At 41.4% G+C, this 24454-nt stretch carries 26 protein-coding genes and 2 tRNA genes; 4 read left to right on the forward strand and 24 right to left on the reverse strand.

Annotated features, from left to right (window positions below; genetic code table 11):
• Positions 1–3 precede the first annotated feature (3 nt).
• From K1X66_08210 to fabD, 6 genes are all read right to left on the reverse strand, one after another.
• On the reverse strand, positions 4–1956 hold the full coding sequence (locus tag K1X66_08210) for an ABC-F family ATP-binding cassette domain-containing protein (protein ID MBX7158352.1): 1953 nt from the start codon (positions 1954–1956) through the stop codon (positions 4–6).
• Positions 1957–1981: 25 nt separating this feature from the next.
• Positions 1982–2057, reverse strand: a tRNA-Gly gene (locus K1X66_08215).
• Between the two features lie 54 nt (positions 2058–2111).
• Positions 2112–3356, reverse strand: a complete 1245-nt coding sequence (gene fabF / locus K1X66_08220) for a beta-ketoacyl-ACP synthase II (GenBank protein ID MBX7158353.1) — start codon at positions 3354–3356, stop codon at positions 2112–2114.
• Between the two features lie 50 nt (positions 3357–3406).
• The gene (locus K1X66_08225; GenBank protein MBX7158354.1) at positions 3407–3652 is read right to left on the reverse strand and encodes an acyl carrier protein; all 246 of its coding nucleotides are present in this window, start codon (positions 3650–3652) and stop codon (positions 3407–3409) included.
• Positions 3653–3740: 88 nt separating this feature from the next.
• Positions 3741–4481, reverse strand: a complete 741-nt coding sequence (fabG, locus tag K1X66_08230) for a 3-oxoacyl-[acyl-carrier-protein] reductase (GenBank protein MBX7158355.1) — start codon at positions 4479–4481, stop codon at positions 3741–3743.
• 8 nt (positions 4482–4489) lie between these two features.
• Positions 4490–5440, reverse strand: coding sequence for an ACP S-malonyltransferase (gene fabD, locus K1X66_08235; GenBank protein MBX7158356.1), 951 nt, complete (start codon positions 5438–5440; stop codon positions 4490–4492).
• A gap of 95 nt (positions 5441–5535) precedes the next feature.
• On the opposite strand from fabD, the gene K1X66_08240 reads away from it, so the two are divergent.
• Positions 5536–6039 (forward strand): hypothetical protein, encoded by a 504-nt coding sequence (locus K1X66_08240; protein ID MBX7158357.1) that lies wholly within the window; start codon positions 5536–5538, stop codon positions 6037–6039.
• On the opposite strand, the gene K1X66_08245 is transcribed toward K1X66_08240, so the two are convergent.
• Positions 6036–6521 carry a YajQ family cyclic di-GMP-binding protein gene (locus tag K1X66_08245; protein MBX7158358.1) on the reverse strand — a complete coding sequence of 162 codons (486 nt, stop codon included), beginning with the start codon at positions 6519–6521 and terminating at the stop codon, positions 6036–6038. The genes K1X66_08240 and K1X66_08245 overlap by 4 nt on opposite strands.
• Positions 6522–6525: 4 nt before the next feature.
• Complete coding sequence (locus tag K1X66_08250) at positions 6526–7302, reverse strand: MBL fold metallo-hydrolase (protein MBX7158359.1); 777 nt, start codon at positions 7300–7302, stop codon at positions 6526–6528.
• Between the two features lie 89 nt (positions 7303–7391).
• Here K1X66_08250 and K1X66_08255 point away from each other — a divergent pair, with 89 nt between their 5' ends.
• Positions 7392–8276, forward strand: coding sequence for a DMT family transporter (locus K1X66_08255; GenBank protein MBX7158360.1), 885 nt, complete (start codon positions 7392–7394; stop codon positions 8274–8276).
• Positions 8277–8300: 24 nt separating this feature from the next.
• Here K1X66_08255 and K1X66_08260 read toward each other — a convergent pair whose 3' ends face one another.
• The 13 genes from K1X66_08260 to K1X66_08320 all read right to left on the reverse strand — a co-directional run bounded on the left by K1X66_08260 (position 8301) and on the right by K1X66_08320 (position 20895).
• A complete protein-coding gene (locus tag K1X66_08260; protein MBX7158361.1) occupies positions 8301–9818 on the reverse strand; it encodes a hypothetical protein in 1518 nt (505 codons plus the stop codon).
• A gap of 109 nt (positions 9819–9927) precedes the next feature.
• Entirely contained in the window at positions 9928–10869 is a 942-nt protein-coding gene (locus K1X66_08265) for a hypothetical protein (protein MBX7158362.1), read from the reverse strand.
• 20 nt (positions 10870–10889) lie between these two features.
• Positions 10890–11357: a hypothetical protein gene (locus K1X66_08270; protein ID MBX7158363.1), complete on the reverse strand. Its 468-nt coding sequence runs from the start codon at positions 11355–11357 to the stop codon at positions 10890–10892.
• Positions 11358–11360: 3 nt separating this feature from the next.
• Positions 11361–11831, reverse strand: coding sequence for a hypothetical protein (locus K1X66_08275; GenBank protein ID MBX7158364.1), 471 nt, complete (start codon positions 11829–11831; stop codon positions 11361–11363).
• A 57-nt stretch (positions 11832–11888) separates the two neighbouring features.
• Positions 11889–12638: a hypothetical protein gene (locus tag K1X66_08280; protein MBX7158365.1), complete on the reverse strand. Its 750-nt coding sequence runs from the start codon at positions 12636–12638 to the stop codon at positions 11889–11891.
• Between the two features lie 18 nt (positions 12639–12656).
• Positions 12657–12989, reverse strand: coding sequence for a tetratricopeptide repeat protein (locus K1X66_08285; protein ID MBX7158366.1), 333 nt, complete (start codon positions 12987–12989; stop codon positions 12657–12659).
• A gap of 13 nt (positions 12990–13002) precedes the next feature.
• Positions 13003–13075: transfer RNA gene (locus tag K1X66_08290), tRNA-Glu, on the reverse strand.
• 126 nt (positions 13076–13201) lie between these two features.
• Positions 13202–14326: a hypothetical protein gene (locus tag K1X66_08295; protein MBX7158367.1), complete on the reverse strand. Its 1125-nt coding sequence runs from the start codon at positions 14324–14326 to the stop codon at positions 13202–13204.
• A gap of 127 nt (positions 14327–14453) precedes the next feature.
• Positions 14454–15572: a hypothetical protein gene (locus K1X66_08300; protein MBX7158368.1), complete on the reverse strand. Its 1119-nt coding sequence runs from the start codon at positions 15570–15572 to the stop codon at positions 14454–14456.
• A 125-nt stretch (positions 15573–15697) separates the two neighbouring features.
• Positions 15698–16834 carry a hypothetical protein gene (locus tag K1X66_08305; GenBank protein ID MBX7158369.1) on the reverse strand — a complete coding sequence of 379 codons (1137 nt, stop codon included), beginning with the start codon at positions 16832–16834 and terminating at the stop codon, positions 15698–15700.
• Positions 16835–16968: 134 nt separating this feature from the next.
• Positions 16969–18087 carry a hypothetical protein gene (locus K1X66_08310; GenBank protein ID MBX7158370.1) on the reverse strand — a complete coding sequence of 373 codons (1119 nt, stop codon included), beginning with the start codon at positions 18085–18087 and terminating at the stop codon, positions 16969–16971.
• A 78-nt stretch (positions 18088–18165) separates the two neighbouring features.
• Positions 18166–19968: a DNA mismatch repair endonuclease MutL gene (mutL, locus tag K1X66_08315; protein MBX7158371.1), complete on the reverse strand. Its 1803-nt coding sequence runs from the start codon at positions 19966–19968 to the stop codon at positions 18166–18168.
• 12 nt (positions 19969–19980) lie between these two features.
• Entirely contained in the window at positions 19981–20895 is a 915-nt protein-coding gene (locus K1X66_08320; GenBank protein MBX7158372.1) for a ParB/RepB/Spo0J family partition protein, read from the reverse strand.
• Positions 20896–20932: 37 nt separating this feature from the next.
• Here K1X66_08320 and K1X66_08325 point away from each other — a divergent pair, with 37 nt between their 5' ends.
• Positions 20933–21364 carry a DUF192 domain-containing protein gene (locus K1X66_08325; protein ID MBX7158373.1) on the forward strand — a complete coding sequence of 144 codons (432 nt, stop codon included), beginning with the start codon at positions 20933–20935 and terminating at the stop codon, positions 21362–21364.
• A 32-nt stretch (positions 21365–21396) separates the two neighbouring features.
• Here the strand turns inward: K1X66_08325 and K1X66_08330 are convergent, their stop codons facing one another.
• Positions 21397–22263, reverse strand: a complete 867-nt coding sequence (locus K1X66_08330) for a hypothetical protein (GenBank protein ID MBX7158374.1) — start codon at positions 22261–22263, stop codon at positions 21397–21399.
• Positions 22250–23356, reverse strand: a complete 1107-nt coding sequence (gene holA / locus K1X66_08335) for a DNA polymerase III subunit delta (GenBank protein ID MBX7158375.1) — start codon at positions 23354–23356, stop codon at positions 22250–22252. The genes K1X66_08330 and holA overlap by 14 nt, the downstream gene beginning before the upstream one ends.
• A gap of 82 nt (positions 23357–23438) precedes the next feature.
• Between holA and K1X66_08340 the strand changes: the two genes are divergently transcribed.
• Positions 23439–23918 (forward strand): HIT domain-containing protein, encoded by a 480-nt coding sequence (locus K1X66_08340; GenBank protein ID MBX7158376.1) that lies wholly within the window; start codon positions 23439–23441, stop codon positions 23916–23918.
• On the opposite strand, the gene K1X66_08345 is transcribed toward K1X66_08340, so the two are convergent.
• A complete protein-coding gene (locus K1X66_08345) occupies positions 23911–24453 on the reverse strand; it encodes an NUDIX hydrolase (protein MBX7158377.1) in 543 nt (180 codons plus the stop codon). The two genes, K1X66_08340 and K1X66_08345, sit on opposite strands and share 8 nt — an antisense overlap.
• Between the last annotated feature and the right edge of the window lies 1 nt (position 24454).

Genomic DNA, 24454 nt, shown 5'->3' on the forward strand with positions numbered 1-24454 from the left:
CAATCAAGGTTCAAACTGCGCGTTAAAAGCAACCGCTTCATTCCACTGCTGATGAAGTGTTTCTAATTTTTCGGTTATCGCAACCAGTTCACGATTGAGTTTCATGAACTCGTTTTTATCGGCGTAAGTTTCAGATTTCTCTAAAAGGGCGGTGATTTCTTTTTGCCGAATTTCGTGCTGGGCGATTTCTTGTTCTAAGCGCGTAAAATCGGCTTGCGCTTTTTTCTTTTTGGTAGCGCGAGCTTGTCGTTCTTGGGCTTCTTGACGCTTTTGTTCTTTGGTTTTGAAAATAGAGGTTTTGGGTCTGGTTTCTTCAAGCGCTTCAGAAGGACGTTCATCACTCAATCTTTCGCCTGCGACTAGGGCATGACGCTCTGAAATAGCGTTGGTTTTTTCTAAAAAATAATCGTAATTACCCGTGTAAAAAGTGGGCACGCCCGCGCTGATATGAAGGACAGTTTTAGCGATGGAGCGAATAAAATGAACATCGTGGCTGATAAAGAGTAGCGTGCCTTGAAACTGATGAAGAGCGTCGATTAAAGCATCAATACTCGACATATCTAAATGGGTGGTCGGTTCATCCATCAATAAAAGATTGGGTGGATTCAACAAAAGTTTCACCAAAGCAAGACGCGATTTTTCTCCACCCGATAACACGCTAGTTTTTTTATAAACATCATCACCGGAAAAGAGAAAAGACCCGAGCACCGTGCGAGCTTGAACTTCGGGCACAGGATGAGGAATGCTCATCACTTCTTCCAAAACCGTTTTTTTAGGATTCAACATTTCAACGCGATTTTGTGAAAAATAACCAACATGAGTGTTGTGTCCTAATTTGCGTGTGCCTTGTTGAGGCGTCAGTTGACCACCTAAAATTTTGAGTAAAGTCGATTTGCCTGCTCCATTTGGACCGACAAATACAGTGCGTTGACCGCGTTCCGCCTCAAAATGAATGCCTTGATAAACTTTTAAATCATCGTAAGCAAAATGAATATTTTCCAAAGTAATAACATGTTGACCACTACGTGTAGGCTGTGGAAATTTGATTTTGACGCGTCTATCGGCTGATTCAGGTGCTTCAATTTTTTCCATCCGCTCAATTTGTTTGAGTTTGCTTTGAGCTTGAGAGGCTTTGCTGGCTTTAGCGCGAAACCGATCGGCAAATTCTTGTAAACGCTGAATTTCGTCTTGTTGATTTTTATAAGCCGCTAGCTGTTGGGCTTCGCGCGCGGCGCGTTCGGTTAAGTAATCGTCGTAGTTCCCGCGATATTTATTTAGTTTGCGATTTCGCAGTTCAAGAATGCCATCCACCAAAGCATTAATAAAAGCGCGATCATGCGAAATCATAAGAATAGCGCCGGGATAAGTTTGAAGATAGTTTTGAAACCAACCGAGCGATTCAAGATCGAGATGGTTAGTTGGTTCATCGAGCATAAGCAAACTTGGTTCCATCACTAATAAACGAGCCAAATGCGCCCTCATCACCCACCCTCCGCTCATTGTGCGCGCAAGCCGATTAAAATCACTCTCCCGAAAGGCCAAGCCTTTCAAAATACGTTTAGCTTTAGGATCTAGTTGAAATCCGCCTATTTCGGCGTAAGCACCCTGTGCATCATGATACACCTCTGTGTCAGTCTGTCCCGTGCGATCGCCTTCATTTAAAATTCTCCGCAAACGGCCATGCTCTGGTGTAATAGCCGTGGCGAGTTCTAAAACCGTTTCATCCGTCGCCACTGCAGTTTCTTGCGGAAGGTAACCCAAATTAGCATCACGATCTAAAATAACGGACCCCGAGTCAGGCTCTTGATTTTGTAGAATAATAGAAAAAAGTGTGGATTTCCCAGCGCCATTTGCGCCCACTAACGCAAAGCGATCCCCATCATTTACTGTCAAAGAAACCTCTTCAAACAGAGTGCGCGCGCCAAAAGACTTAGAAACTTGAGAAAGCGTGAGCATGGATAAACAAATTAAATTGATAAATTGGAGCGGGCGACGAGATTCGAACTCGCGACATCAACCTTGGCAAGGTTGCACTCTACCAACTGAGTTACGCCCGCGAATGATTATTTATTTTGCGCGCTTTTAATTGAGAAACAAGCGAATTTTTAATTTTAAGCGTAACGTTTAACAATCAACGAACAATTATGACCGCCAAATCCAAACGAATTGCTCATCGCCACATCGATTTTAGCCTCTCTAGCTTTGTGTGGCACATAATCCAAATCGCATTCAGGATCGGGATCATCCAAATTAATTGTAGGAGGAATGATTCCTGTTTCAATCGCTTTAACGCAAATCGCTAACTCTACTGCTCCTGCAGCACCCAAAAGATGACCTGTCATCGATTTAGTAGAAGACACCATCACTTTTTTTGCATGGGCGCCAAATACTTTTTTGACTGCCATGGTTTCACAAACATCGCCTTGCGGCGTCGATGTGCCATGAGCATTAATATAATCCACTGCTTCGGGATTAATCTGAGCGCGTTTCAAAGCATTTTGCATGGCTAACGCCGCGCCCGCACCTTCTGGCGAAGGAGCTGTCATATGGTGGGCATCAGCGCTTTGCCCATAACCAATAATTTCACCATAAATTTTTGCTCCACGCCGTTTGGCATGTTCTAACTCTTCTAAAACCATTACCCCTGCTCCCTCAGCCATGACAAAACCATCGCGCGCTTTATCAAAAGGTCGCGAAGCTCGTTGCGGCTCATCATTGCGAGTGCTTAATGCGCGCATCGCACCAAATCCGCCTACCGCCATGGGACAAATGGTGGATTCGCTGCCACCTGCTACAATCACATCCGCATCATCATCTCGAATCACACGCCATGCTTCACCGACTGACTGACCCGAAGTTGCGCAGGCCGTGACAACGGCAAAATTAGGACCGCGAAATCCGTATTCCATGGAGATCAATCCGGAAGCGATGTTACTAATAAGCATCGGTATCAAAAAAGGCGATAATCGGCCAGGCCCCTTTTGCATAAGCACGGTATGCTGAGCCTCTAAAGTTCCTAAGCCACCAATACCAGAGCCTACCAAAACACCGATGCGATCCAAATTTAAATTGCCGCTTAGCAAACCTGCTTCTTGCACCGCTTCTTTGGCCGCGGCCATCGCCACTTGCGTGTAGCGATCGGTGCGCTTGACCTCTTTAGGATTTTTAAAAGCAGTAACAGGATTAAATCCTTTTATCTCACCAGCGATTTGACAATCATAAGCAGAAACATCAAAAGCCTGGATTTTATCAATCCCACTTTTACCTTGAGCTAATGCAGACCAAAACTCAGGCACGGTATTGCCCAAAGGCGTTACCGCACCAAGTCCCGTCACAACAACACGTCTTCCGCTCATGATGAGAGCCTAACGGATAAAGGGTTAAAATTTAGAATTACTAAGGGTAATTATTTTTCAGCTTTATCTCGCAAATAATCAACCACATTACCTACGGTTTGCAATTTTTCAGCGTCTTCATCGGGAACTTCCACGCCAAACTCTTCTTCGAACGCCATTACTAATTCAACAGTGTCCAAAGAATCCGCGCCCAAATCCTCAATGAACTTCGCTTCGGGAACGACCTGCTCAGCATTCACGCCAAGCTGTTCTACAATAATTTCTTTAACTCTTTCTTCGAGTGTCTTATCTGCCATAGTTATCTCCTAGTTTTTACTTAGCGGGTTATTGCGTCTTTTCAATGGATTTGGCAATCGTTTTTTTCATTTTTTTTAAAAAAAGTTTTTACATCACCATGCCACCATCCACCGTTAACACCTGGCCCGTCACATATCGACCTGCTTCGGAAGCCAAATAAAGCGCCGCTTCTGCGATGTCTTTTGGCTCTCCGAAAAATCCAAGCGGAATGGTTTCCTTAATTTTATTGCGAATCCCTTCGGGTAAGGCATCTGTCATATCGCTCACAATAAAGCCAGGCGCAATTACATTACACGTAATGCTGCGTCCCGCAAATTCGCGAGCCACCGATTTCGAAAAACCAATCAAACCCGCTTTGGATGCGGCGTAATTTGCCTGCCCAGCATTTCCTCGCAAAGCAATCACGGATGAAATATGAATCAATCGACCGGAACGTTGCTTTGCCATAACCTGACTAATCGCGCGGGTCCAATAAAAAGCGCCTTTAAGATTAGTATTAAGCACGGTGTCCCAATCCTCCTCACTCATTCGCATCAAAAGCTTATCTCGTGTAACTCCTGCATTATTAACCAAAATATCCACCTTAGGAAAATCTTTAAGAATCTTTTCAATCACCGCTTCCGACTCCGCCAGATTTGCAATATCCACCCCATAAGCAATCGCTTTGCGTCCTAGAGCGCGAATTTCATCCGCCGATTTTTCAGCATTGGCCAACGTGCGACTCACACAAGCGACATCTGCCCCTTCTTGAGCAAAAATTTTCGCAATCGCCGCGCCAATACCTCGTCCCGCTCCGGTTACAATCGCTGTCTTTCCTGCTAATCTCATGATTTCTCCTAAACTTTTTCCAATTTTTCTACATTTTCTTTTACCCAAACGATTCCTTTTTCAAGCGACACGGCATCCGAAATGCTAGTGATTTGAAGCTCGGGATCAATGCGCTTTAACAATCCTGCTATGACCTCACCAGGCCCCAATTCAATAAAATGAGACACCCCTTGTGCTTTCAAATAGCGAATGCTTTCCTCCCAACGCACGCTTCCTGTCACTTGTTCTAAGAGCAACGAGGCAATCGCTTGAGAATCGGAAACCGATTGTGCGGTGTAGTTCGCTACCACAGGAAACTGTAGCTCTTCCCAAGACACACCCGCCAAAGCTTGGGCTAATTCTTCACGAGCCGGTTTCATCAAACGAGAGTGGTAAGCGCCCGCTACTTTTAAGGGTAATGCTCGTTTAATCCCCATTTCCTTGGCTAAAGCTGGAACAACTTCCAAATTCGAACTTAATCCAGATAAAACAATTTGGCCGGGACAATTATAATTCGCAACATCCACATCCGATTTTTTAGCCATCTCCTGAGCTTGTTCCGAAGTCGCTCCAATTAAAGAAACCATGCCTCCTGCACTTTGTTCACACGCTTTTTGCATCGCCGCACCGCGAATAGAAACTAATTTCAACCCTTCCGAAAAACTAAAACTGCCCGCAGCCGCATGCGCAGTAAATTCACCCAAAGATAATCCCGCAGCAAAACTTGGAGTTATCTCGACTTTCGACCGAAGCGCCGCCCAACAAGCCAAGCCATGAACATATAGTGCGGGCTGACAATAACGCGTTTCGGTGAGTTTAGTTTCTGGTCCTTGGAAACAAACTTCAGTCAATTCATAACCCAAAATTCGATTCGCCTCTTCAAAAATCTCGCGACAAATCGGTTGATCCATCAAGTCCGCGCCCATGCCCACCTTTTGCGCGCCCTGTCCAGAAAACAGCAAAGCAATTTTTTGACTCATAATGCAATGATCTGACTCTTGGCAAGACCTTCTCATTTGGCAAGCTTCTTTTCCATTGCCTAAAAATCAACTTCTTTTAAAGAAAGGAAAAGATTATGTTAACTCGAGAATGGATGATCCAAGCTCCGAATTCGGAGTGCTCTCTTACTCAGCAACCTTTTGCTGAAGGCGAAATGGTTTATTCCATTTTGGAACGAGTGGGTCAAGTTTTTCAGCGACGCGATTTTAGCGAAAAAACCTGGATCGAACATGCTCCCGATTTCAAACCGCTTTGCTTTTGGAAAACAGCTTTTAAACCCCCCGCACCAGTTCAGGAAGAGACGCTTAAAAAGAATGATGCAGAGTCTCTATTGCGCAATCTCGTAAAAAAAGATGAGCCAACAACTTTAAACACTCGTTATATTTTAGCCGCCATGCTGGAACGCAAACGCATTCTCAAACAAATCGAAAAAATTCAGGAAAACGACAAAAAAGTTTTGGTTTACGAGCATGCTACCACTGGAGAAACATTTCTTATTATTGATCCTCAACTGCAGCTCGATCACCTCTTTGAAGTGCAAACGGAAGTGGCACAGCTTTTAACCCAAGCCACCAGCTAATTCCTGAAATTTTCAAACGATAACGCCACACCAAAATCTTTGGATCGCACCAAAGCAATCACGGATTGTAATTCATCACGCGATTTTCCTGTCACACGAATCTTCTTTTCTTGCTGTTGAGTCGTCACTTTTAATTTGGAGTCGCGAATAGCTTGATTAATTTCTTTAGCTTTTTCATGTTCAATGCCGCGTTTCACGGTCAATTCCATAGCCGCATGACCCGTAGAAGAGATTTGCACTTCGCCACGATCAATATTTTGCAAGGGAACATTGCGACGTGCTAATTTATTAATCACAATTTCTTGTAAGCTTCGCATCAACGTCGCGTTATCGGCGCGTAATTTAATTTTTTCTTTCTCTGTAAGAATTTCACATAAGGAATTTTTAAAATCAAATCGGGTTGCAATTTCCTTACGCGCTTGATTTAAAGCATTGTCCACTTCTTGAGCATCGACTTCTGAAACAATATCAAAGGAGGGCATATTTTTAAATAGTAACACTCTGCCCCTCCCGAGCAAGTTTCACTTCAGCAGTTAATCGACTTTTTTGGGCTAAATCTTGCAACTGATCTTCTTGTTCAGCCCAATTATCGCCATGATGAATCAACCACACTTTTTTAAGAGGCTTGGCAGCTAAATATTCGAACAAAGACTCAGGTGAAAAATGGGCCATCTCACAAATCAATCCATCCACCGGTTGACTCCAAATTTTTTCCAAATCTTCGGGTTTAGCCATATCCGCGGAATAAGCCAGTCGCTTCCCTTCACTCTCAAAAGTAACGCCATAACAATCAAAACAAACCTCAGGATAATCTCGTAAAAATCTTTCGCGCAATCGATCCAGATGGGTGGTAGCAAAACCTTTTAATCGCAATGATCGACAGGCTAAAATTTCTCCTTCTACAATCTCATGCCATTGCAAAGAAAAGCCCAATAATTCAGAAAATAATAAACGATTTTCCAATTCTTTTTTCAAAATCTTTACCAACCCAGATGACGCATAAATGGCGAGTTCGCGTTTACGTTTTTGCAACCAAAGCGCTTGAATCCAATGACTGAAATTGCCCACATGATCACTATGTGCATGACTCAACCATACTCCATCCACAATATCTGCAGATAATCCTTGTTGTTTCAAAAACCGATTCACTTCAGCGCCACAATCCAAAAGCAACGTGCCCAACTCGCTCTTAACCAACACCGCAGTATGCTGGCGGGAAGAAGAAGGATGTCCAGAAGCTGTGCCTAAAAAGCTGAGTTTCATTCTTTTCCAAATTACGCTATTTTTTTTTAATCGTCACAACTTTTTTCGTCATTGACAGTTTATTACAGTTGTCGAGATTCTTTTCCTGCATGAAAATGGTGGCAGGCTTCTGCTTTTTTCTGGTCACATTTCTTTGGGGCACTTTTTATTCCGTAACCAAGGAAGCCCTAGAACGAATCGACCCCATCATTTTTGCCTTTCTGGAAACCAGCATGACTTTGCCTTTTGCCATGGGTGTTTTAATATGGCATCGTAAAAAACTTTTTTATGAACTCTGGAAAAGTGGCATTGTTTTAGGTTTTCTTCTTTATCTTAATCTTCTCACTGCAGCGATTGCATTAACTCACACTACTGCAACCAACACCGCTTTTTTCCCTTCGATTAATGGCATTCTTGTTACCCTTATGGCATGGTTGATGCGAAAAAGTTATATTTCTCCGATGACTTGGGTTGCAGGAACCCTTTCGCTTTTGGGAACGATTTTATTGATTATAAGCCATTCCAGTTTTCATGGACAATGGCGCGGCGATTTGATCGCTCTTCTGGCACCCTTTTTTTATGCCTGCTATATTTTTCGAATCGATTACGACACCCGTGGCTTTACCCAAACACTATGGCCTCTCATTGGCATTGAATTAATTACTCTTTGCTTTCTTTGCGGAATTACCGCTTTTTTCTTTAGTGATTGGTCACATTTTCATCCCGATCTTCCTAAAGATTTTTATGTCATTGGCTATGTGGGTCTTTTAACGACTTTATTCCCCGTAATTGTTTCGACTCTGCTACAAAAATATCTTTCTCCCATTTCAGTCGCTTTTATCTTTATTTTGGAACCACTCTGGGGCGCGATGATTGCCGCCATTTATTTGGGGGAAAAGTTGAATTTCATAGGTTACTTAGGAGGAGGTTTGATTATATTAGCCAGCATGCTTAACACACTATCAAGCAGCGGACGTCAACAAACTGAAACTTAAAACTAACTCTTATTATTTGTATTATTAAGGAACCAGAACCGGTTGAGACGCTGGCGTCCTAATCGATTCTGCTATTTGAGGATTTTCCATAAGTGGATGATGAATGACCTGAAGTTGCGCTGGACTCTTGGATGCATCAAATTCTATAGAAGCATCCGGTGTTTTATCTCCAGAAGCAATTTCTAAAATATGAAATGTTAAAGCCGATGCGGCATTTTTATCGTTAGTATCTGAAACAAAAAAACCATTGCCAGCATTTTTGGGAAAATCGTTTCCCTTCGTTGTAAAATATTTTTCATGATTTCCTGCCCCCATAATCATGGTAATACCCTTAGGATTAGAAAACTGTTTTCGAGCATGGATTGCTAAAGTTTCTGGGTTAGCAAACTCCAGATCGCCTGTCTTATCAATTAATTTTGTGACAACTCTAACTTCAATACCTGCAGCAGCCGAATCTTCTTTAAGAACCGCTATTTGAGCTTTAGCCGCCTCTAAGTTTGCTTTTTCATTACCGTCTTTATAAATAACGATATCAATTTCAACTACTCCTCGTGAAGAAACTTTGCCCATTGAAACTCTTTCCATACTACCACTAATTGTTGGGTAGGTAATTTGAAGCTCGCTTCCTGGAAAAGCCTTAATCTGATCACTGACAACGCGATTTGCGGTTGTATCTTTTAACGCGTTGAAAATTAAAGGCTCTGAGCGAAATGTTGCTGGATTTTTCCCATCTTCCACACGACGAAATTCGATTTCAACCACATCCATAGGCTCATGAGTCACGGGATCATAGCTCGTTAGGAAATGCTTGCGTATTTTTACGTTATCTGGCCAATTTTCTTCCGTAAACTGAATATAAAAAGCTCTTTCAGATTGCGTGACTTCCATAGATAAATCTGAAGGAAAAGAAATATAGGTTAATTCTTTAGCACTGCCCCATTTTTTTATCGGAAAATGTTCATGAATAAACGGATTTTTAAGAGGATGAAGAGGTTGGCCATCTTGATTATAAACTTTGTTTCGATCCCAAAAATCGTAAATATAATCGCCTTTGGCTTCATAAATTTCTCCATCGGCAGTGATAAGTCCCGTAGTGGAATCAGTTTCTACTTTTTTAGGGTTTAATTTTTTATCTTTTGGGTTAATATAATAAAATTGTTCGCCTATTTTTATAATATCTTTTTGTGCAACAATTAAATAACCTTGCTTGTCATAGTAATTACCTTTTTCATCCTTCGTAAAACCTTTTTCCTCAATAACATATTTCATCTGACCCAAAGCTATTCTTCTGCGAATTTCATCTGGCATAATTCGTTGTTCGGGATCATAATTTACAAAATATGCATCTTTATATTGTCCATCGACATAGGCAACGTAACGTTCTATGCCTGGTTCAAAAGTAGGACTAGTGACTTGTAAATTTGAAATTTGCCTAAAATTTTTATCAACAAACTGGTATCGAGAATTTTGAGAAGAAATTTGTCCAAAGGCCCTAGTCGCATGTTGAGCTTTATTTTTTGGATCGTCTTTTTCTTTAGTCATAATTTTAAAATAAAACACAAGTTCTTAAAATTGCAATTTATTATGTTTTATTAATAATTTTTATATTATGGGTAATAAATCTTTATTCAATATATTGACGAACCAAAGATTAATGAACAGTTGGCACAACATTAGGCTGAGCGGGTGATTGCTGATTGCTAGGTGATGCCGCTTTATCCCAAATAATGTCCATGCGTGTTCGTCCCCCCATCTCATTTTTAATATCTACTAATAGATGATTATGACCTAATTTAATATTATCTAAATTTTGATCGGGTTTTGGGAAAACACAACTTATTTTGGAAGTTTTATCTGTTTCTTGCACGACACATTCAGGTTTAGTTATCTTTGCTGGTGAAGGAGGCGTATTCGATGTAGTTGGCAAAGCAGCCTTTTCCCAAATCAATGTCATGTCGTTTTTTTGGCCATTGCTTCTGGCTTCAACTTTCATTCCAGGAATATTTAAATCCCAATTACCTAAATTTAGTGCTTCAGAATTTTTTGGGTCTATATCATTTCCAACCATCGCTGTAACTTTTCCATTTCCATTTTCAGTTTTTATAACCTCCCATTTTCCAAGACGTTCTTCGGTAGTTGCTGGTTCTAGTGATGTGGTTTCAGTTTTCTCTGGAGTGTCGGGCTCCTCAGCGTTATCAGGCTCTTCAGTATCATGATCTGAAGAAGCGTTTAATGCTTCTCGAGCCTCTTGCTGCTCTCTCTCGAGAATGGCGCGTTCCTCAGGAGTAAGCTCTATAAGTTTTTTTGTTTCGTCATCCAACTCTATGAGAGATGGAGATGGTCCCAAAGGTTGAATATTTTGACCTGGTAAGGTAACCATAGGTTGAGCAGGCATTGGTGAGGGCATTAAGGGCGAAATTTGATCCAACGAATTTTGAATATCCGACACATCTGAATCAACAGCTTTAGAGTTGGCGAGATCAGGCTCAACGGGATTTTCAATTTCCACATTTTCAGCCAGTTCATCTTCGGCTATTGATTCATCTGGCTCAATAATATCAATCGATTGCTCGCTCTGTTGCTCTTCTCCCATAAAGTTTTTACATCTAAAAATTAAAAACTGCCCGAAATCTTAATTCCTGCTTGTTGTAAATGTCCTTCTTTAAATTGGCCAGACACACTGATTTGCGGATCAACTTGGCCCCAATTAAACTTTCCTCTCACACCCAATTCTTTAATCTCAGGTTTACCGTGATTCAAGCCCGGCTTAATGATAGGCTCAATTTCTGCATCTTTTCCTACTTTAAAAGATAATGGATTTTTAAATTTATTTTGTTGGGAAGTTTGAAATGCGTCCGAAATTCCTTTCATGTTATTCACAGCATTGGCTTGGAGGGGATTATCAGGCTGCGGTTGCATAAAAGCTTGTCGAAATTCGGCTTCTGTAGTTGGCACACCAGGCTTCGGTCCAGAAGATCCATTAAGAATTTCTGCAATGGACTTTTCAAACGGACTATTATCTTTGGGATGATAAGTTAAATCTAACCCTTGAGCGCCTGACTGCTGTTTTTCTTCTTCCATAAATTAAAATCCTCCTGAAACTGTGACGCTAGCTTTTTGGAATTCACTATTTTTGAATTCGCCTTTAGCTTCAATTTGCCCCCAATCAAATTTTCCCTTTACACCTAATTCTTTGATTCCGGGCTTACCTCCAGTAAGTTCAGGTTTAACGATAGGCTCTACCTTAACACCATCACCCACTTCGAATGACAAAGGATTTTTAAATTCAGATTTAGGAGGAGTCTGATCTTTTCCATCCTTTAACCTTTTATCCCAATAGTCATAGCTCTCAAAAGGTAAACGCCCCTTAAAGGCTTCGTCAATTCCTTGACGTCGCAGTTGCTCATTAGAAGGCAAATTAGGATTTAAATCCTGCGTAAGCTTAAATTTTTGCTCAAAAAAAGTTAAATCTTGATTCGTTTTTTCTTTAAATTGATCGGCAACTCCGAAAGAAAACGCAGATTCTTGTTTTTGATTTTGCTCATTTTCTTCCATGATCGCAAATTTATCCCTAAAAGGTAAAAGATCAAGTTGAAAAGTAAAAAGTTGAGTTTAATGGTCAGAAATGCGCATTTCGCTAAACGAAACCGTCAAATCATCAATAGCCAATCCGTGATCGTTGATGCCCTCATCATCACGATCGAACCAACGAATCCAAAAGCTTTCACCTGGCGGAATTTTAAGGTTTTGGATTTGATAGTAAACGCTCACTTGATTAGCAGGATCGTTACCATCGATTGACCCACCTTTAACGGATTGCGGACCCGTAAAACCTAGGTAATCATAACCATAAGACCATCCCATATTTTCGGTATCGGCTGTAAAGTCTTCACTGCCAACCCGATAATAACATTGAAGAAAAGTTTTTTGCGTGTCGTTATCGCGCCATTGTTCGCCTGTGTAAGAAATGGTAACAGAAGTAATAGTTTTTGAAGTACGATTGATAAAATAAACACCAAAAAAATGCTCTTCTTGATCACCCAAAACATTTCCCGCAATACTACCTAATGCTCGATCTGAAGAATCCCTTTTACCAAAATGGTAGGGAAAAGGTGTAGCCAACGATCCATCGGAAGCTGCAATAAAGCGCGGTGTTTTGGTTTTGGCACGATTTTCAGCCATTACATAATACCAACCCGGCAAAGTTTTGTTATTGATCCAAGGATTCACATCGCGATTACCAAGACTATCAAAATTTTGGGTGTAAGGTTCGGCCAAATTCGTAATTAAAATCTGGGCATTCCCCCGAAAATAAAGTCCCATCCATGCGAGAAAAAAGAGTGCTTTGAAATAATGGCTCATGGCAAGTTCTGTAACTTTTTAATCGGTTTTAATCTTGCCGCCCCAGGAAAGGATTTTAGCTTTGGCGCCTGCGGCTTCGGCTTCGGCAATTTGGTTGTTCCGAACATAGGCTAGGGAAAGGCTGGTCCAAAGAATTTGATCGTTAGGATTAAGTTCCGTAGCATTTTTGCCAGCTTGAATCGCTTCCTCATAACGCCCTAATTTCATAAGCGCCATACCCAGCGCATGCCAACCATCCACAAATTTCGGATCTTGATCGACGCATTGCTGATAAAGCTCCACCGCTTTTTCCAACTCGCCAATAGCCAGTTCACTGTTGGCAGCTTCAAAGAGTTCGTCAAGATTGGGCATGGAATTAAAAGAACGACCCTAACGGGATTCGAACCCGTGTTACTGCCGTGAAAGGGCGGTGTCCTAGGCCTCTAGACGATAGGGTCTCAGTTACAACTTTATTTATATGCCTAATTTTAGCTTAGAGCGCAAATGGTTTTTATTGTATTGAGAAAATAAAAAAATCCGATCGAGCTAAACTGATCGGATTTTTAAATAGCTCAAAGGGTCAACTATTTTACTGTCACTTCATTAAAAACATTGGTGAAAAAGGCAAAGCCAGGCGTGTTGCTTACTGTTCCTTCCACTTTGATAATCAATGTCACAGGAGAAGCTCCAGCAGCAATACCAACACCTGCTCGGGTGTCCTTGGTGCTTTGGAAAGTAAAATCAACCCCTTTCTTCGCTAACTTACCTTTAGCGACTTTAAATTTTCCGGCCGTTGTAAAAACTAAATTGGTCGGTTCATTAGTCCCTCCAAAAGCCTTATAAAAAACTTTAGTCACAGGATTGATATCTGATGACACAAACCCTTTGAGATTAAAGCCCTTAGCGCCTTGAAATTTAAGCCTTTTATCTTTCTTGGGCTTCTTGAGATCCACTGCAACTCCTGGCAACGGCGCGCTGAAAGTGATAGCGACATCGTCTATCCCTAGAAGATGATCTTCAACATTAAAACCAGCGTCATCAACATCAAACCAGCGAATGGCAAAACTTTCTCCTGGGGGAATGTTTAACCCTTCAATAGAATTTTGTATGATTTTTTGATTAGCTGGATCGTTTCCATCAAGCTGACCAATTCCTGAATTCTTAGGAGAAACAAAATTGAATTTAGGAGCCGGAGTCCAACCTACATGGACAGGATCTGCTATGAAATTAGTCCCTCCTCCCACGCGATAAAAGAATTGCAAAGATTGGATCAGATTTGTACTATCTCTCCATTGCTCACCTTTATAAGAAAGATCAACCTTTGTAATAGTATTACTAGAGTCATTGCTAAATATAGCGCCATAGTAGTCTTCTGTTAAAAAAACAAAGATAAGGCCAGCACTACTCCCTAAAGCTCTATCTGGTGAGTTATTGCTACCAAGGTTAAAAAAACCAGCAAACAATGCAGTGGCCCCATCATTAGTGGATAGTCCTGAAATAGGAAAATCATTCGTTCCATTAATCCCAACATTGTAAAACCAACCGGGTAAAGTTAAATTATTAGACCAATTCACATTGGTTGTTCCTAGACCATCAAAATTTTGAGTATAAGTCTGCGGCAAGTCACCACTAATTAAGATTTGCGAGCGTCCCAAATAAATAAAACTCAAAAAAGCTATAATAGAAAGAGTTTGTGTTATTCTTTTCATAATAATTTCCTTTGTTAAGCAGCCTTTAATAACAGAAATTAAAAATCACACAATACAAAAAAGGTTAAAAAAAACAAAAGCCGACCATTTAAATGGTCGGCCTCAGGAATTGTTAGCTAAAAATTTATTATTTCACCTTAACATCAGTGAATACGTTGGTAAAAATAACTTCATTATTATGTGCGCCACCTGTTATTTTGACAAGCAACGTCACAGGACTAGCTCCCGAAGCAATACCAACACCAGCTTTTGTTGTCTTGGTGCTTTGGAAAATATTTTTAACATTCTTTTTCTTAGCCAACTTACCTTTGGCTGCCTTAAATTTACCCGCATCAATAAAGGTCAAGTTAGTCGGGCTGTTTGTCCCACCAAATGCCGCATACGATGCTTTGGTAACTGTGTTGCTTTCCGAAAAAATAAAACCTTTAACTTTAAAACCTTTTTGCCCTTTGAACTTCAACTTTTTACCCACTTTAGGCCTCTTAAGCTCAATCGTTACGCCACTCAAAGCAGGTTTGTTGAAAGTCACCGATACATCATCAATTCCCACACCTTGATTGGTAGTGAATAAATCATCTAAATCCGACCAACGAATCCAAAAACTTTCTCCCGGAGGGATATTCAAGCCGCCAATCGAAGAGGTTAGCACAACACGATTAGCCGGATTATTACCATCCAGCGCGCCCGAGCCAAAGTTCTGTAATGTAGTAAAATCCAATGCATCTTGAGAAGTCCAACCCACATTACTAACATCAGCTATAAAATCGGTTCCCCCCACGCGATATAAAAATTGAAGCGTATGAGGAAATAGCGTGTTATCCTCCCACTGTTCTCCCGCATAGGAAATACTCACTTGATTTACCGCTTCACTGCTATTGTTAATGAACTGAGCGCCGTAAAAATGCTCTAAAACCACAACACCGGCAAATAATCCAGAAATACTACCCATGGCACGATCTGACGAGTTAGCAGAACCAAAATTATAAGTAAATGCCGTTGGAGTCACTGACCCATCCGTAGCAAACAATTGAAAAGCTTCAATATTACCTCCACCATTAGTAGAAATTTGATAAAACCAACCCGTTAGGGTACTATTATTGGTCCAATTCACACTGTTAGTACCAAAACTGTCAAAATTTTGGGTATAGCTCTGGGGCAAATCACCGCTAATTGAAATTTGCGAATGTCCCAAATGAATAAAACTCAAAAAAGCTGCAGTAGAAAGAATTTGTGTTATTTTTTTCATAGTAATTTCCTTTTAACACTCTTTATAACAAAACTAAAAAATATTCAACAAAAAAGTTCAAAACAAATAAAAAGGCCGATCCAAATCTAATTGGATCGGCTTTGCAATAATCTGAAAAATGCTAATTATTTTATCTTAACATCACTAAATGTATTAGTGAAAGTCACTTCACTAGCATCATTACTACCACCAAAAACTCTCACTAACAACGTCACTGGCGATTCAGTCACCCCTACACCAGGTTTTGTTGTTTTTGTGCTCTGAATAATGGCTTTAACTCCTTTTTTCTTAAACAGTTTGCCTTTAGTCAAAATCTTAAATTTACCCGCATTGATAAAGGTCAAGTTGGTCGGACTATTGGTCCCTCCAAATGCCGCATACGATGCTTTAGTAACTGCATTACTTTCAGAAAAAACAAAGGCTTTCAATTTGAAACCTTTGCTGCTCTTGAATTTTAATTTCTTGCCCACCTTCGGTTTCTTCAACTCAATGCTTACTCCACCCAATACGGGTGCCGGATTAATACCATTGAAGGTAATATTCACATCGTCAATCGCCAAATGATCCCCTACACCAGCATCAAAAAGGTCCGCCCAACGAATCCAAAATGTTTCACCGGGAGCAATATTTAATGAAATATTAGCATTAAGCGCCGTACGATTACCGGGAGCATTACCATCTACAGTAACATTCATCCCTGCATTATTAGGGCTGGTAAAATCAAGCGCGGGGAAAGCCGTCCATCCTATATTATTCGTATCACCCAAAAAATCACTTCCTCCAAGACGATAGAAAAAATTAATGACATGAGGCGTAGCATTATTATCTCGCCACTGTTCGCCATTGTAACTTACATTAACATTAGTAATAGTTCCTAACGAGTTATTAACAAACCTAGCACCATAAAAAAATTCATTTGTAATTTGATCCAAGATGAAAAACCCAGGTCGCGATCCCAAAGCCCTATCTGCATCGGCGGTTGTTCCCAAATTAAGAGCCGCAGGCGTAAAAAGAAATGGAAAAGTTCCATCGGATTCCACCAATTGAGAGACTACTCCAGCATCAAGGCCGTTCGTACTACGAACATACGACCATCCTGCAATAGTAGATTCATTCGCCCAAGGAACTGTATTCGTTCCCAAGCTATCAAAATCTTGAGTGTAATTTTGCGGCAAACTGCCCGTGATTGAAATTTGTGATTGTCCTAAGTGCGCAAAGCCAACCAAGCTTGCAACACAAAGAAATTGTGTGATTTTTTTCATAATTCAATTTCTCCTTTAATTTCTTTTTATTACTCCATCGAGTTAAACAATTAAACAAAAAAATGCAACAACTATAATAATAAAAGAGCCGATCCATGGATCGGCTCTTGAAATTTTTAGAAGTAAATCTTTAACTACTTTATCTTAACATCACTAAATGTATTAGTGAAAGTCACTTCACTAGCATCATTACTACCACCAAAAACTCTCACTAACAACGTCACTGGCGATTCAGTCACCCCTACACCAGGTTTTGTTGTTTTTGTGCTCTGAATAATGGCTTTAACTCCTTTTTTCTTAAACAGTTTGCCTTTAGTCAAAATCTTAAATTTACCCGCATTGATAAAGGTCAAGTTGGTCGGACTATTGGTCCCTCCAAATGCCGCATACGATGCTTTAGTAACTGCATTACTTTCAGAAAAAACAAAGGCTTTCAATTTGAAACCTTTGCTGCTCTTGAATTTTAATTTCTTGCCCACCTTCGGTTTCTTCAACTCAATGCTTACTCCACCCAATACGGGTGCCGGATTAATACCATTGAAGGTAATATTCACATCGTCGATGCCTAAGAAATGATCAGCATTTACTGTATTAAATAAGTCTGCCCATCGAATCCAAAATTCCTGACCCGGGGCAACGTTAACATTGACTGAACCATTAACAGGTGTTTGATTAGCAGGCAGATTACCATCTAAAACTCCTGCCGCTGCATTCTGAGGACTAGTAAAATCAAGCGCTGGTGTTGCGGTCCATCCTATATTACTAGGATCGCCTAGGAAATCAGACCCTCCCACACGATAAAAAAAACTAATAGTTTGCGGATTGGCGTCTGCATCTCTCCATTGTTCTCCCACATAGGAGATAGAAACATTAGTAATAGTTCCTGCAGTATTGTTAATAAAGCGTGCGCCATAAAATAATTCATTAGTATTAGCAACAGCTAAAGCTCGCGAACCTAGGGCACGATCAAGATCAGCTGAGCTACCAAAGTTAAAACCAAGCGAAAAAATTGCGTTCCCATCAGAGGCCAGAAGACTAGGCACTGTTCCTGCATTGGTTGAATTAGCCGAAATGACATATAGCCAACCAAGAATAGTGGAATTATCCGTCCAAGTAACATTGTTCGTTCCCAAGCTATCAAAATCTTGAGTGTAATTTTGCGGCAAACTGCCTGTAATTGAAATTTGTGATTGTCCTAAGTGAGCAAAACCTACCAGGCTTGCAACACAAAGAAATTGTGTAATTTTTTTCATAAAAACTAATTCTCCTTTTTTTCTTATTAATTTTGAAGTTGATTTTTTTAGAAAGTAAAAAAAACTTTGCAAGTCAAATCAATTAATTCGCCCAAATTTTTTCTCTAATTCGTTATGATTCAACAAAATAAGCGTCGGCCGACCGTGAGGACAAGTATAAGGTAAATCGCAAGCCAACAAATCTTCAATCAACCGATCCACTTCCTCATTGCGAATTTTGTCATTGGCTTTAATCGCTTTTCGACAAACCGCGCGAACGATGACTTCTTCACTGAAATGACGTTTTGCCTTCGTTTCATTGCCTTGGATTTGCAGCTCATCCAAAATATCCTGAGTCAAAGAGGCAATTTTTTCGTGAGGAAAAAAAGGAGGCACAGCTTCAATAATAAAACTATTTTTACCAAACTCCTGAATCACTAACCCTGCTTTTTCCAAAAAATCTCGGATCGATTTCAAAAAAGCAGTTTGCGAAGGTGAAAGTTCTAATGAAATAGGAACTAACAACCGCTGGCTTACCGCCACACCGGCGATTTTCTGTTTCAGCACTCGTTCGAATAGAACCCGCTCGTGAGCCGCATGTTGATCAATAATCACCAACCCTTGCTCCGATTCAGCAATAATATAAAGCCTCTGAACAATACCCAAAAGCCGCAATCTCAAAGGCCCATAATTTTCGTAACCCTTACTTTGCGTCTGAGGTTGAACCCGCGACAAAGGTAAAGGCAGATCCAAAGGCATCACCTCGGGTTGAGGCAAAGGACTTGGCACAACAATATGATTATTATTAAAAGACTGTTCAACTGCTTGGGAAAAAGCATAACCCTTATCAACAACAGGAGCCAATGGGGCAGGCACTCCATTACTCAAAGAAACCGTTAAAGGCGCAGGTTGAGGGGCTTGAAGCGCGTTTCGAATAGCAGCCACTAAAAATTGGCGAATCTGAAAATCTTCGCGAAACCGAATCTCACGTTTAGCAGGATGCACATTCACATCGACCGTTTCCGCAGGAACTTTCAAAAAAAGAACCGCAATAGGGTGTCGCCCTTTCATCAAAGCATTTTGATAGCCCTCGCGAATCGCATAATACAACGTGCGACTCTCCACAGGACGCGCATTCACAAACCAATACTCATCCGTTTTCGCACTGCGACTCACACCCGCTCGCCCAATCCAACCCTCTAAACACAAACCATGCTCCTGCGCCTTCACCAGCACTAACTGTTTCACCCATTCGCCCCCCAACACATCCTCCAAACGCCGCTCTCCCGAAGAAGTCGCAGGCAATTGATAAAGCGTTTTGTTATCGACTCGATAAGTCCATCCCACACCAGGATGCGCCAAAGCATAAGTTCGAAACAACTGCTCCAAATGTCCCGCCTCCGTTTCCACCGAACGCAAAAACTTTCGGCGACCGGGCACATTAAAAAAAAGATTTTTTACTTCGATCTGCGTCCCAACAGGCACGCCAACCTCCTTCACCGTCTCAATTTTTCCACCAGCAATAAAAACCTCTGTGCCGCCAGCCGCGCCCGTTTCTGCTGTGCGCAACCGAAACCTCGAAATCGAAGCAATACTCGGAATCGCCTCACCTCGAAAACCCAAAGTATGAATCGCTTGAATATCTTGCGTGGTTCGCACCTTGCTCGTAGCGTGCCGCTCCAGACAAAGCAATGCATCATGACGATCCATTCCTTGACCATCATCCGTCACACGAACAAGTTGACGCCCACCAACTTCCACTTCGATATCAATTTTTTTTGCGCCCGCATCAATACTATTTTCAATCAACTCTTTTAAAACCGACGCAGGCCGCTCAATCACTTCCCCCGCAGCAATCTGATTCGCCACTAATTCATCGAGAAGCTGAATGCGATTAGGCATGAAATTTGTGCTTCAACTATTTTTGAGACCGATTAATTCCAACAGCCTCGTCAAATCATCTGCATTATAATAATCCATCTCAAGCCGGCCTTTGCCCTTTTTGTCGGGATGTTGAACAATACGCACATTCGTTGTCAGATGCTGACGAAGTCGCGCTTCCAAATCGCGAAGATAAGCGGGCTGCGAAAAAGCTGAAGAAGCGCTGGAACGCACTCGCGAGCGTTTCGTTTTTGCCACCCCTTGGATCAAAATCTCCACCTGTCGCACCGAAAGATTTTCTTTTATGATGCGATCTGCAATCTGTCGCTGCAAAGAAGCTTCTTTCACTCCCAACAAAACTTTAGCATGCCCTGGAGATAAAAGATCTTGTGCCACGAAATTTTTGACGCCTGCTTCCAATTCCAAAAGTCGCAACGCATTCGCCACACTCGCGCGCGCTTTCCCCACTTTTTGCGCGATTTGGTCTTGAGTGAGATCATATTGAGTTTGCAACTGAGCATAACCTTCTGCTTCCTCAATCGCATTGAGATCTTGTCGTTGCAAATTTTCGATAAGCGCAATTTCCAACAATTCTTCATCATTCGGTGAACGCACAATCACGGGAATTTCCTGCAGTTGAGCCAACTGCGCTGCGCGCCAGCGACGTTCCCCAGCAATAATTTCGTAATGATCGCCCTTCCTACGAACCAATAAAGGTTGTAAAATGCCTTGGGTGCGAATGCTAGCAGCCAGCTCTTCCAGACTTTCTGTAGAAAAATTTTTGCGCGGTTGAAAAGGACAAGGTTGCAATAAATGATGAGAAATTTTTTGAACCGTGTCTTGCGAAGGCAACGCGCGAACCGGATTGGAATTGGCATTCAAGAGCGCGTCCAAGCCACGTCCCAGCGGCCCAGAAGATTTGGAAGATTTAGCAGGTTGAGTTGACATTGCAGAAGATTAAACTTTTGTTAAGATCACGTCAATCATGAGCCGCTGGTTATTTGTAAGTATCTTTATTTTTTGGACCATCACAGGTTGTTCATCTCACCAAGAAGAACTGCAAATTTTAAAGATTGATCAAAAAGAGTTAAAAATCGAGCTCGCCGATTCACCACAAGAATGGGCCAAAGGGCTCATGTATCGAAAAACGCTACCTAAAAATCAAGGCATGCTTTTTGCATTTCCTCAAGCGCGGCGCGCTTCGTTTTGGATGCAAAACACTTATGTGCCACTCTCCATTGCTTTCATCAATCGCGAAGGCGAAATTCTCGAAATTCATGATATGCAGCCTTTGGATGCCACGCCAATTCAAAGTTTAAGCAGCGATATTTGGTTTGCTCTGGAAGTAAATCAAGGCTGGTTTGAACGGAATGGAGTCGAAGTTGGCGATAAAATAGAAGTGAAACATAAGAAATAAAAAGCTTTTTATTTCTCTGTGTTCTCTGTGGCTTAAAGCTTTTTGACTAAATAATAAGTCGACCAGGTTTGGTGTGCCTCCAAATAAGTCATCTTTTTTCCCGAATTCAATGCATTCGGCGGCGCACTCCAAGGTTCCACACAAAGATAAGGAGAATCCAATTTCGCTGTCCAAAGCGCGCAACAGGGCAAAGTATTGCCATCGGCTTCAATGACTGTGGTTGCACCCGAATCGCGATTGACCAGTTCAAAATGAAACTGAGTAATTCCCTCATAAAAACGCGTCTGCGCCAAAGAAGAATTCAAAAGAATTTCTTTTGCTTCGGGCTTGATCGGATCCGCAGCGGGTCCACTCACCAAATAAAGTGCTTCCGCCTCCGGAACGCGCAAAAGATAAGCCGATTGCGGTGCGTCTAGCTGAAAATAAGGATGAAAACCCAAATGAATCGGCATGGGTTCCGAAGATAAATTTTTAATCTGCGCTTCAGTTTTTAATCCTGCCTCGCTCAAAGTATAAGTCAGTTGAAATTCAAAATCCCACGGAAAAAGAAGTTGAGTTAACGAATTACTAGCAAGAAAAAGTGTTGCCGAATCCGAAGTGTGATGAACCAATTTCCAAGGCAGATAACGAGCAAAACCGTGTTGCGGCAGGGTGAACGATTTATTTTGATGGTGATAAATATGCAGTTGATCGTTATGGCTCACCTTTCCCGCAATGGGAAAAAGAATCGGACTGCCAAAATAAATTTGTTTGGGGTAAAGCGACCAAGCATTTTCGGGAAAATGAATAACAGGCCGATTTTCCACCGTGTAAGAAAATAACATTCCGCCACAAGCAGGAGCAATGCGCGCTTGCTGATTTTGATATTGCAGCGTGAGAAAAGGCTCAGGCGAGTTCATTAGGAACTGAGGTTAAATCGAGTTGGAGCAGGAGCAATTCTAATTTTTGATAAGGTTCTGTACCGCCTTCAAAAAAATGAAAATAAGCATAAAAAATAGTTTCCAAATTATGCAACCAATGCGAAAGCGGCTGTTTACCCGCCTGATTGGCTACCCGAGCAATTCGAAAAGGCGTAGGCAATTTTCCCTCTGCATTGCGCGTGAAAATCGTTTCTGCTTCAGGCCTCCACTTCACTGTGTAACCAGAACTCGGCATTAACCATTTTTTATCCAATAAAATACGACATTGCACAACCAATCGAATGTGATGAGCTAGATTTACCAAAAGTCCCATGGGATTTTCTTCCTGAAATTGAAGTTGCCTCAATAAAACAATGGCGCGATCAAATCGATTTTCCACCACTGCATCGCACCACGCCCACAGACTCTCTTCGCTCGAGGGCGAAATCATTTGTTCCACATCATCCAATGTAATCTGAGATTCTTGTGCGGAGTATAAATAAACCTTTTCCGCTTCCTGTTGCAACAATCGATGATCCAAACCACAAAGTTGCACCATCGCATCAATCGCTCGAGGGTCAATGCGTTTACTCCAATTCTTAAAAAGCGTCTCCACAAAATGAGCCGCTTGATTTTCCCAATTCCTTTTTTGCCCTGTCGTTGGAAGATCGAACACTTCAGTTCGACAAAGTTTCTCTAACTGTTTGAAAGCAGTGCGACGCTTGTCAGGTTTTGGAGCCGATAGTAAAAAAAGGGCTCCCGGCAAAATCCCCTTCTCTCCTTTTTCCAAAAGCTCAATCAGCGTCTCCACCGCTTCCTGCACTGCTTCGGATCGATTAAAAGGCAGATCACTCAGAAAAGTTGCGTTCTTTAGCCAAACTAATTTTTTATCGCCCAATAAACTCGAAGTTTGTAACGCTTCCAACGTTTTTCCTAAAATTGTCAGCGTGGCATCCGCGCTGTCCACCCAACCATCCAAAATTTCTAAAGCCCACTCATTTTGAGGTGAAAGCTGTTCGCAAAGCTTTTTAGCGCGCTGCTTAACCTGAAGCTCGTCGGAACCGGTAATAAAATAAGCGGATTGGTTTACCATGTCACAATTAGACTAGATAAATCATTTCAAATTTGAAATTTCAAATTTGAAATTAAAGTTAAGTGCGCTTAACTCTGAATCTATGGAATGGCTACACGCGCCTTGGCGAATGGAATATCTCACACAAAAAGGAGAAGATCGGCGTTGGATTTTTCAGGAAATCATCCAATCCAACGAAGACGAAAAAAATCTGGTCCTAGTGAGAGCAAAAAGTTGCTTAGCGCTACTGAATAAATTTCCTTACAGCACTGCCCACACAATGATTGTGCCTTATCGTATTATCGGCGATTGGACCGATTTGTCTGAAACCGAAATGCTAGAGCTTATGACATTAAGTCAGCGTCTAATCAAAGTTATCCAACAAGAATTCAAACCTGATGGCATAAATCTGGGAGTTAACTTAGGCGCCGCAGCAGGCGCAGGCATCGAAAATCATTTGCATCTTCATATCGTGCCACGCTGGTTAGGCGATCACAATTTCATGACTGTAGTCGGCGCCACACGTGTTTACCCAAGTGAACTTCCGGAAATTTGGAGGCGGTTGAAACTTCATCTCACTTAAAACTCATCGCCTTATTAATCAACCGAAGCAAGTTTCTATCTAAATTAAGATATCTCGTTTCTTCAAAAGAAAACCATTTTAATTCATGGCTTTCATCGCTGACTTGCAAATCGTCACGTTGCGAAGCCGCAAAAACAAATCGAACATCATAATGAAAATGAGCCGGCTCCTGGCGCTTAGCATTCACAGGAATTTCATGAATATCGAGATCGATAAAAGTTTGAGAGAAAACTTTTAAAGAAGTCATCCCTGATTCCTCTAGCGCCTCACGATAAGCCACCTCCAAAATGTTCTCATTGCCATCGCAGTGACCACCAAATTGCAGCCATTTATTTAAGATGCGATGATGGTTGAGTAAAATGGATCGGTTTTCAGGATCGATAATTAGCGCACTACCAGTAAAATGAGCCGGAAAACAATCGCGATAAAAGCATCGTGGCTCATTTTGAAGTAAATGTAACATTTTGAATCGAAAATCTTCCTCATCTGAAGATAAAAACGACGCATTCTGCAAACTACTCAATAATGAAAACATA

This window comes from Verrucomicrobiia bacterium (genome assembly GCA_019694135.1).
GTDB lineage: Bacteria > Verrucomicrobiota > Verrucomicrobiia > JADLBR01 > JAIBCM01 > JAIBCM01.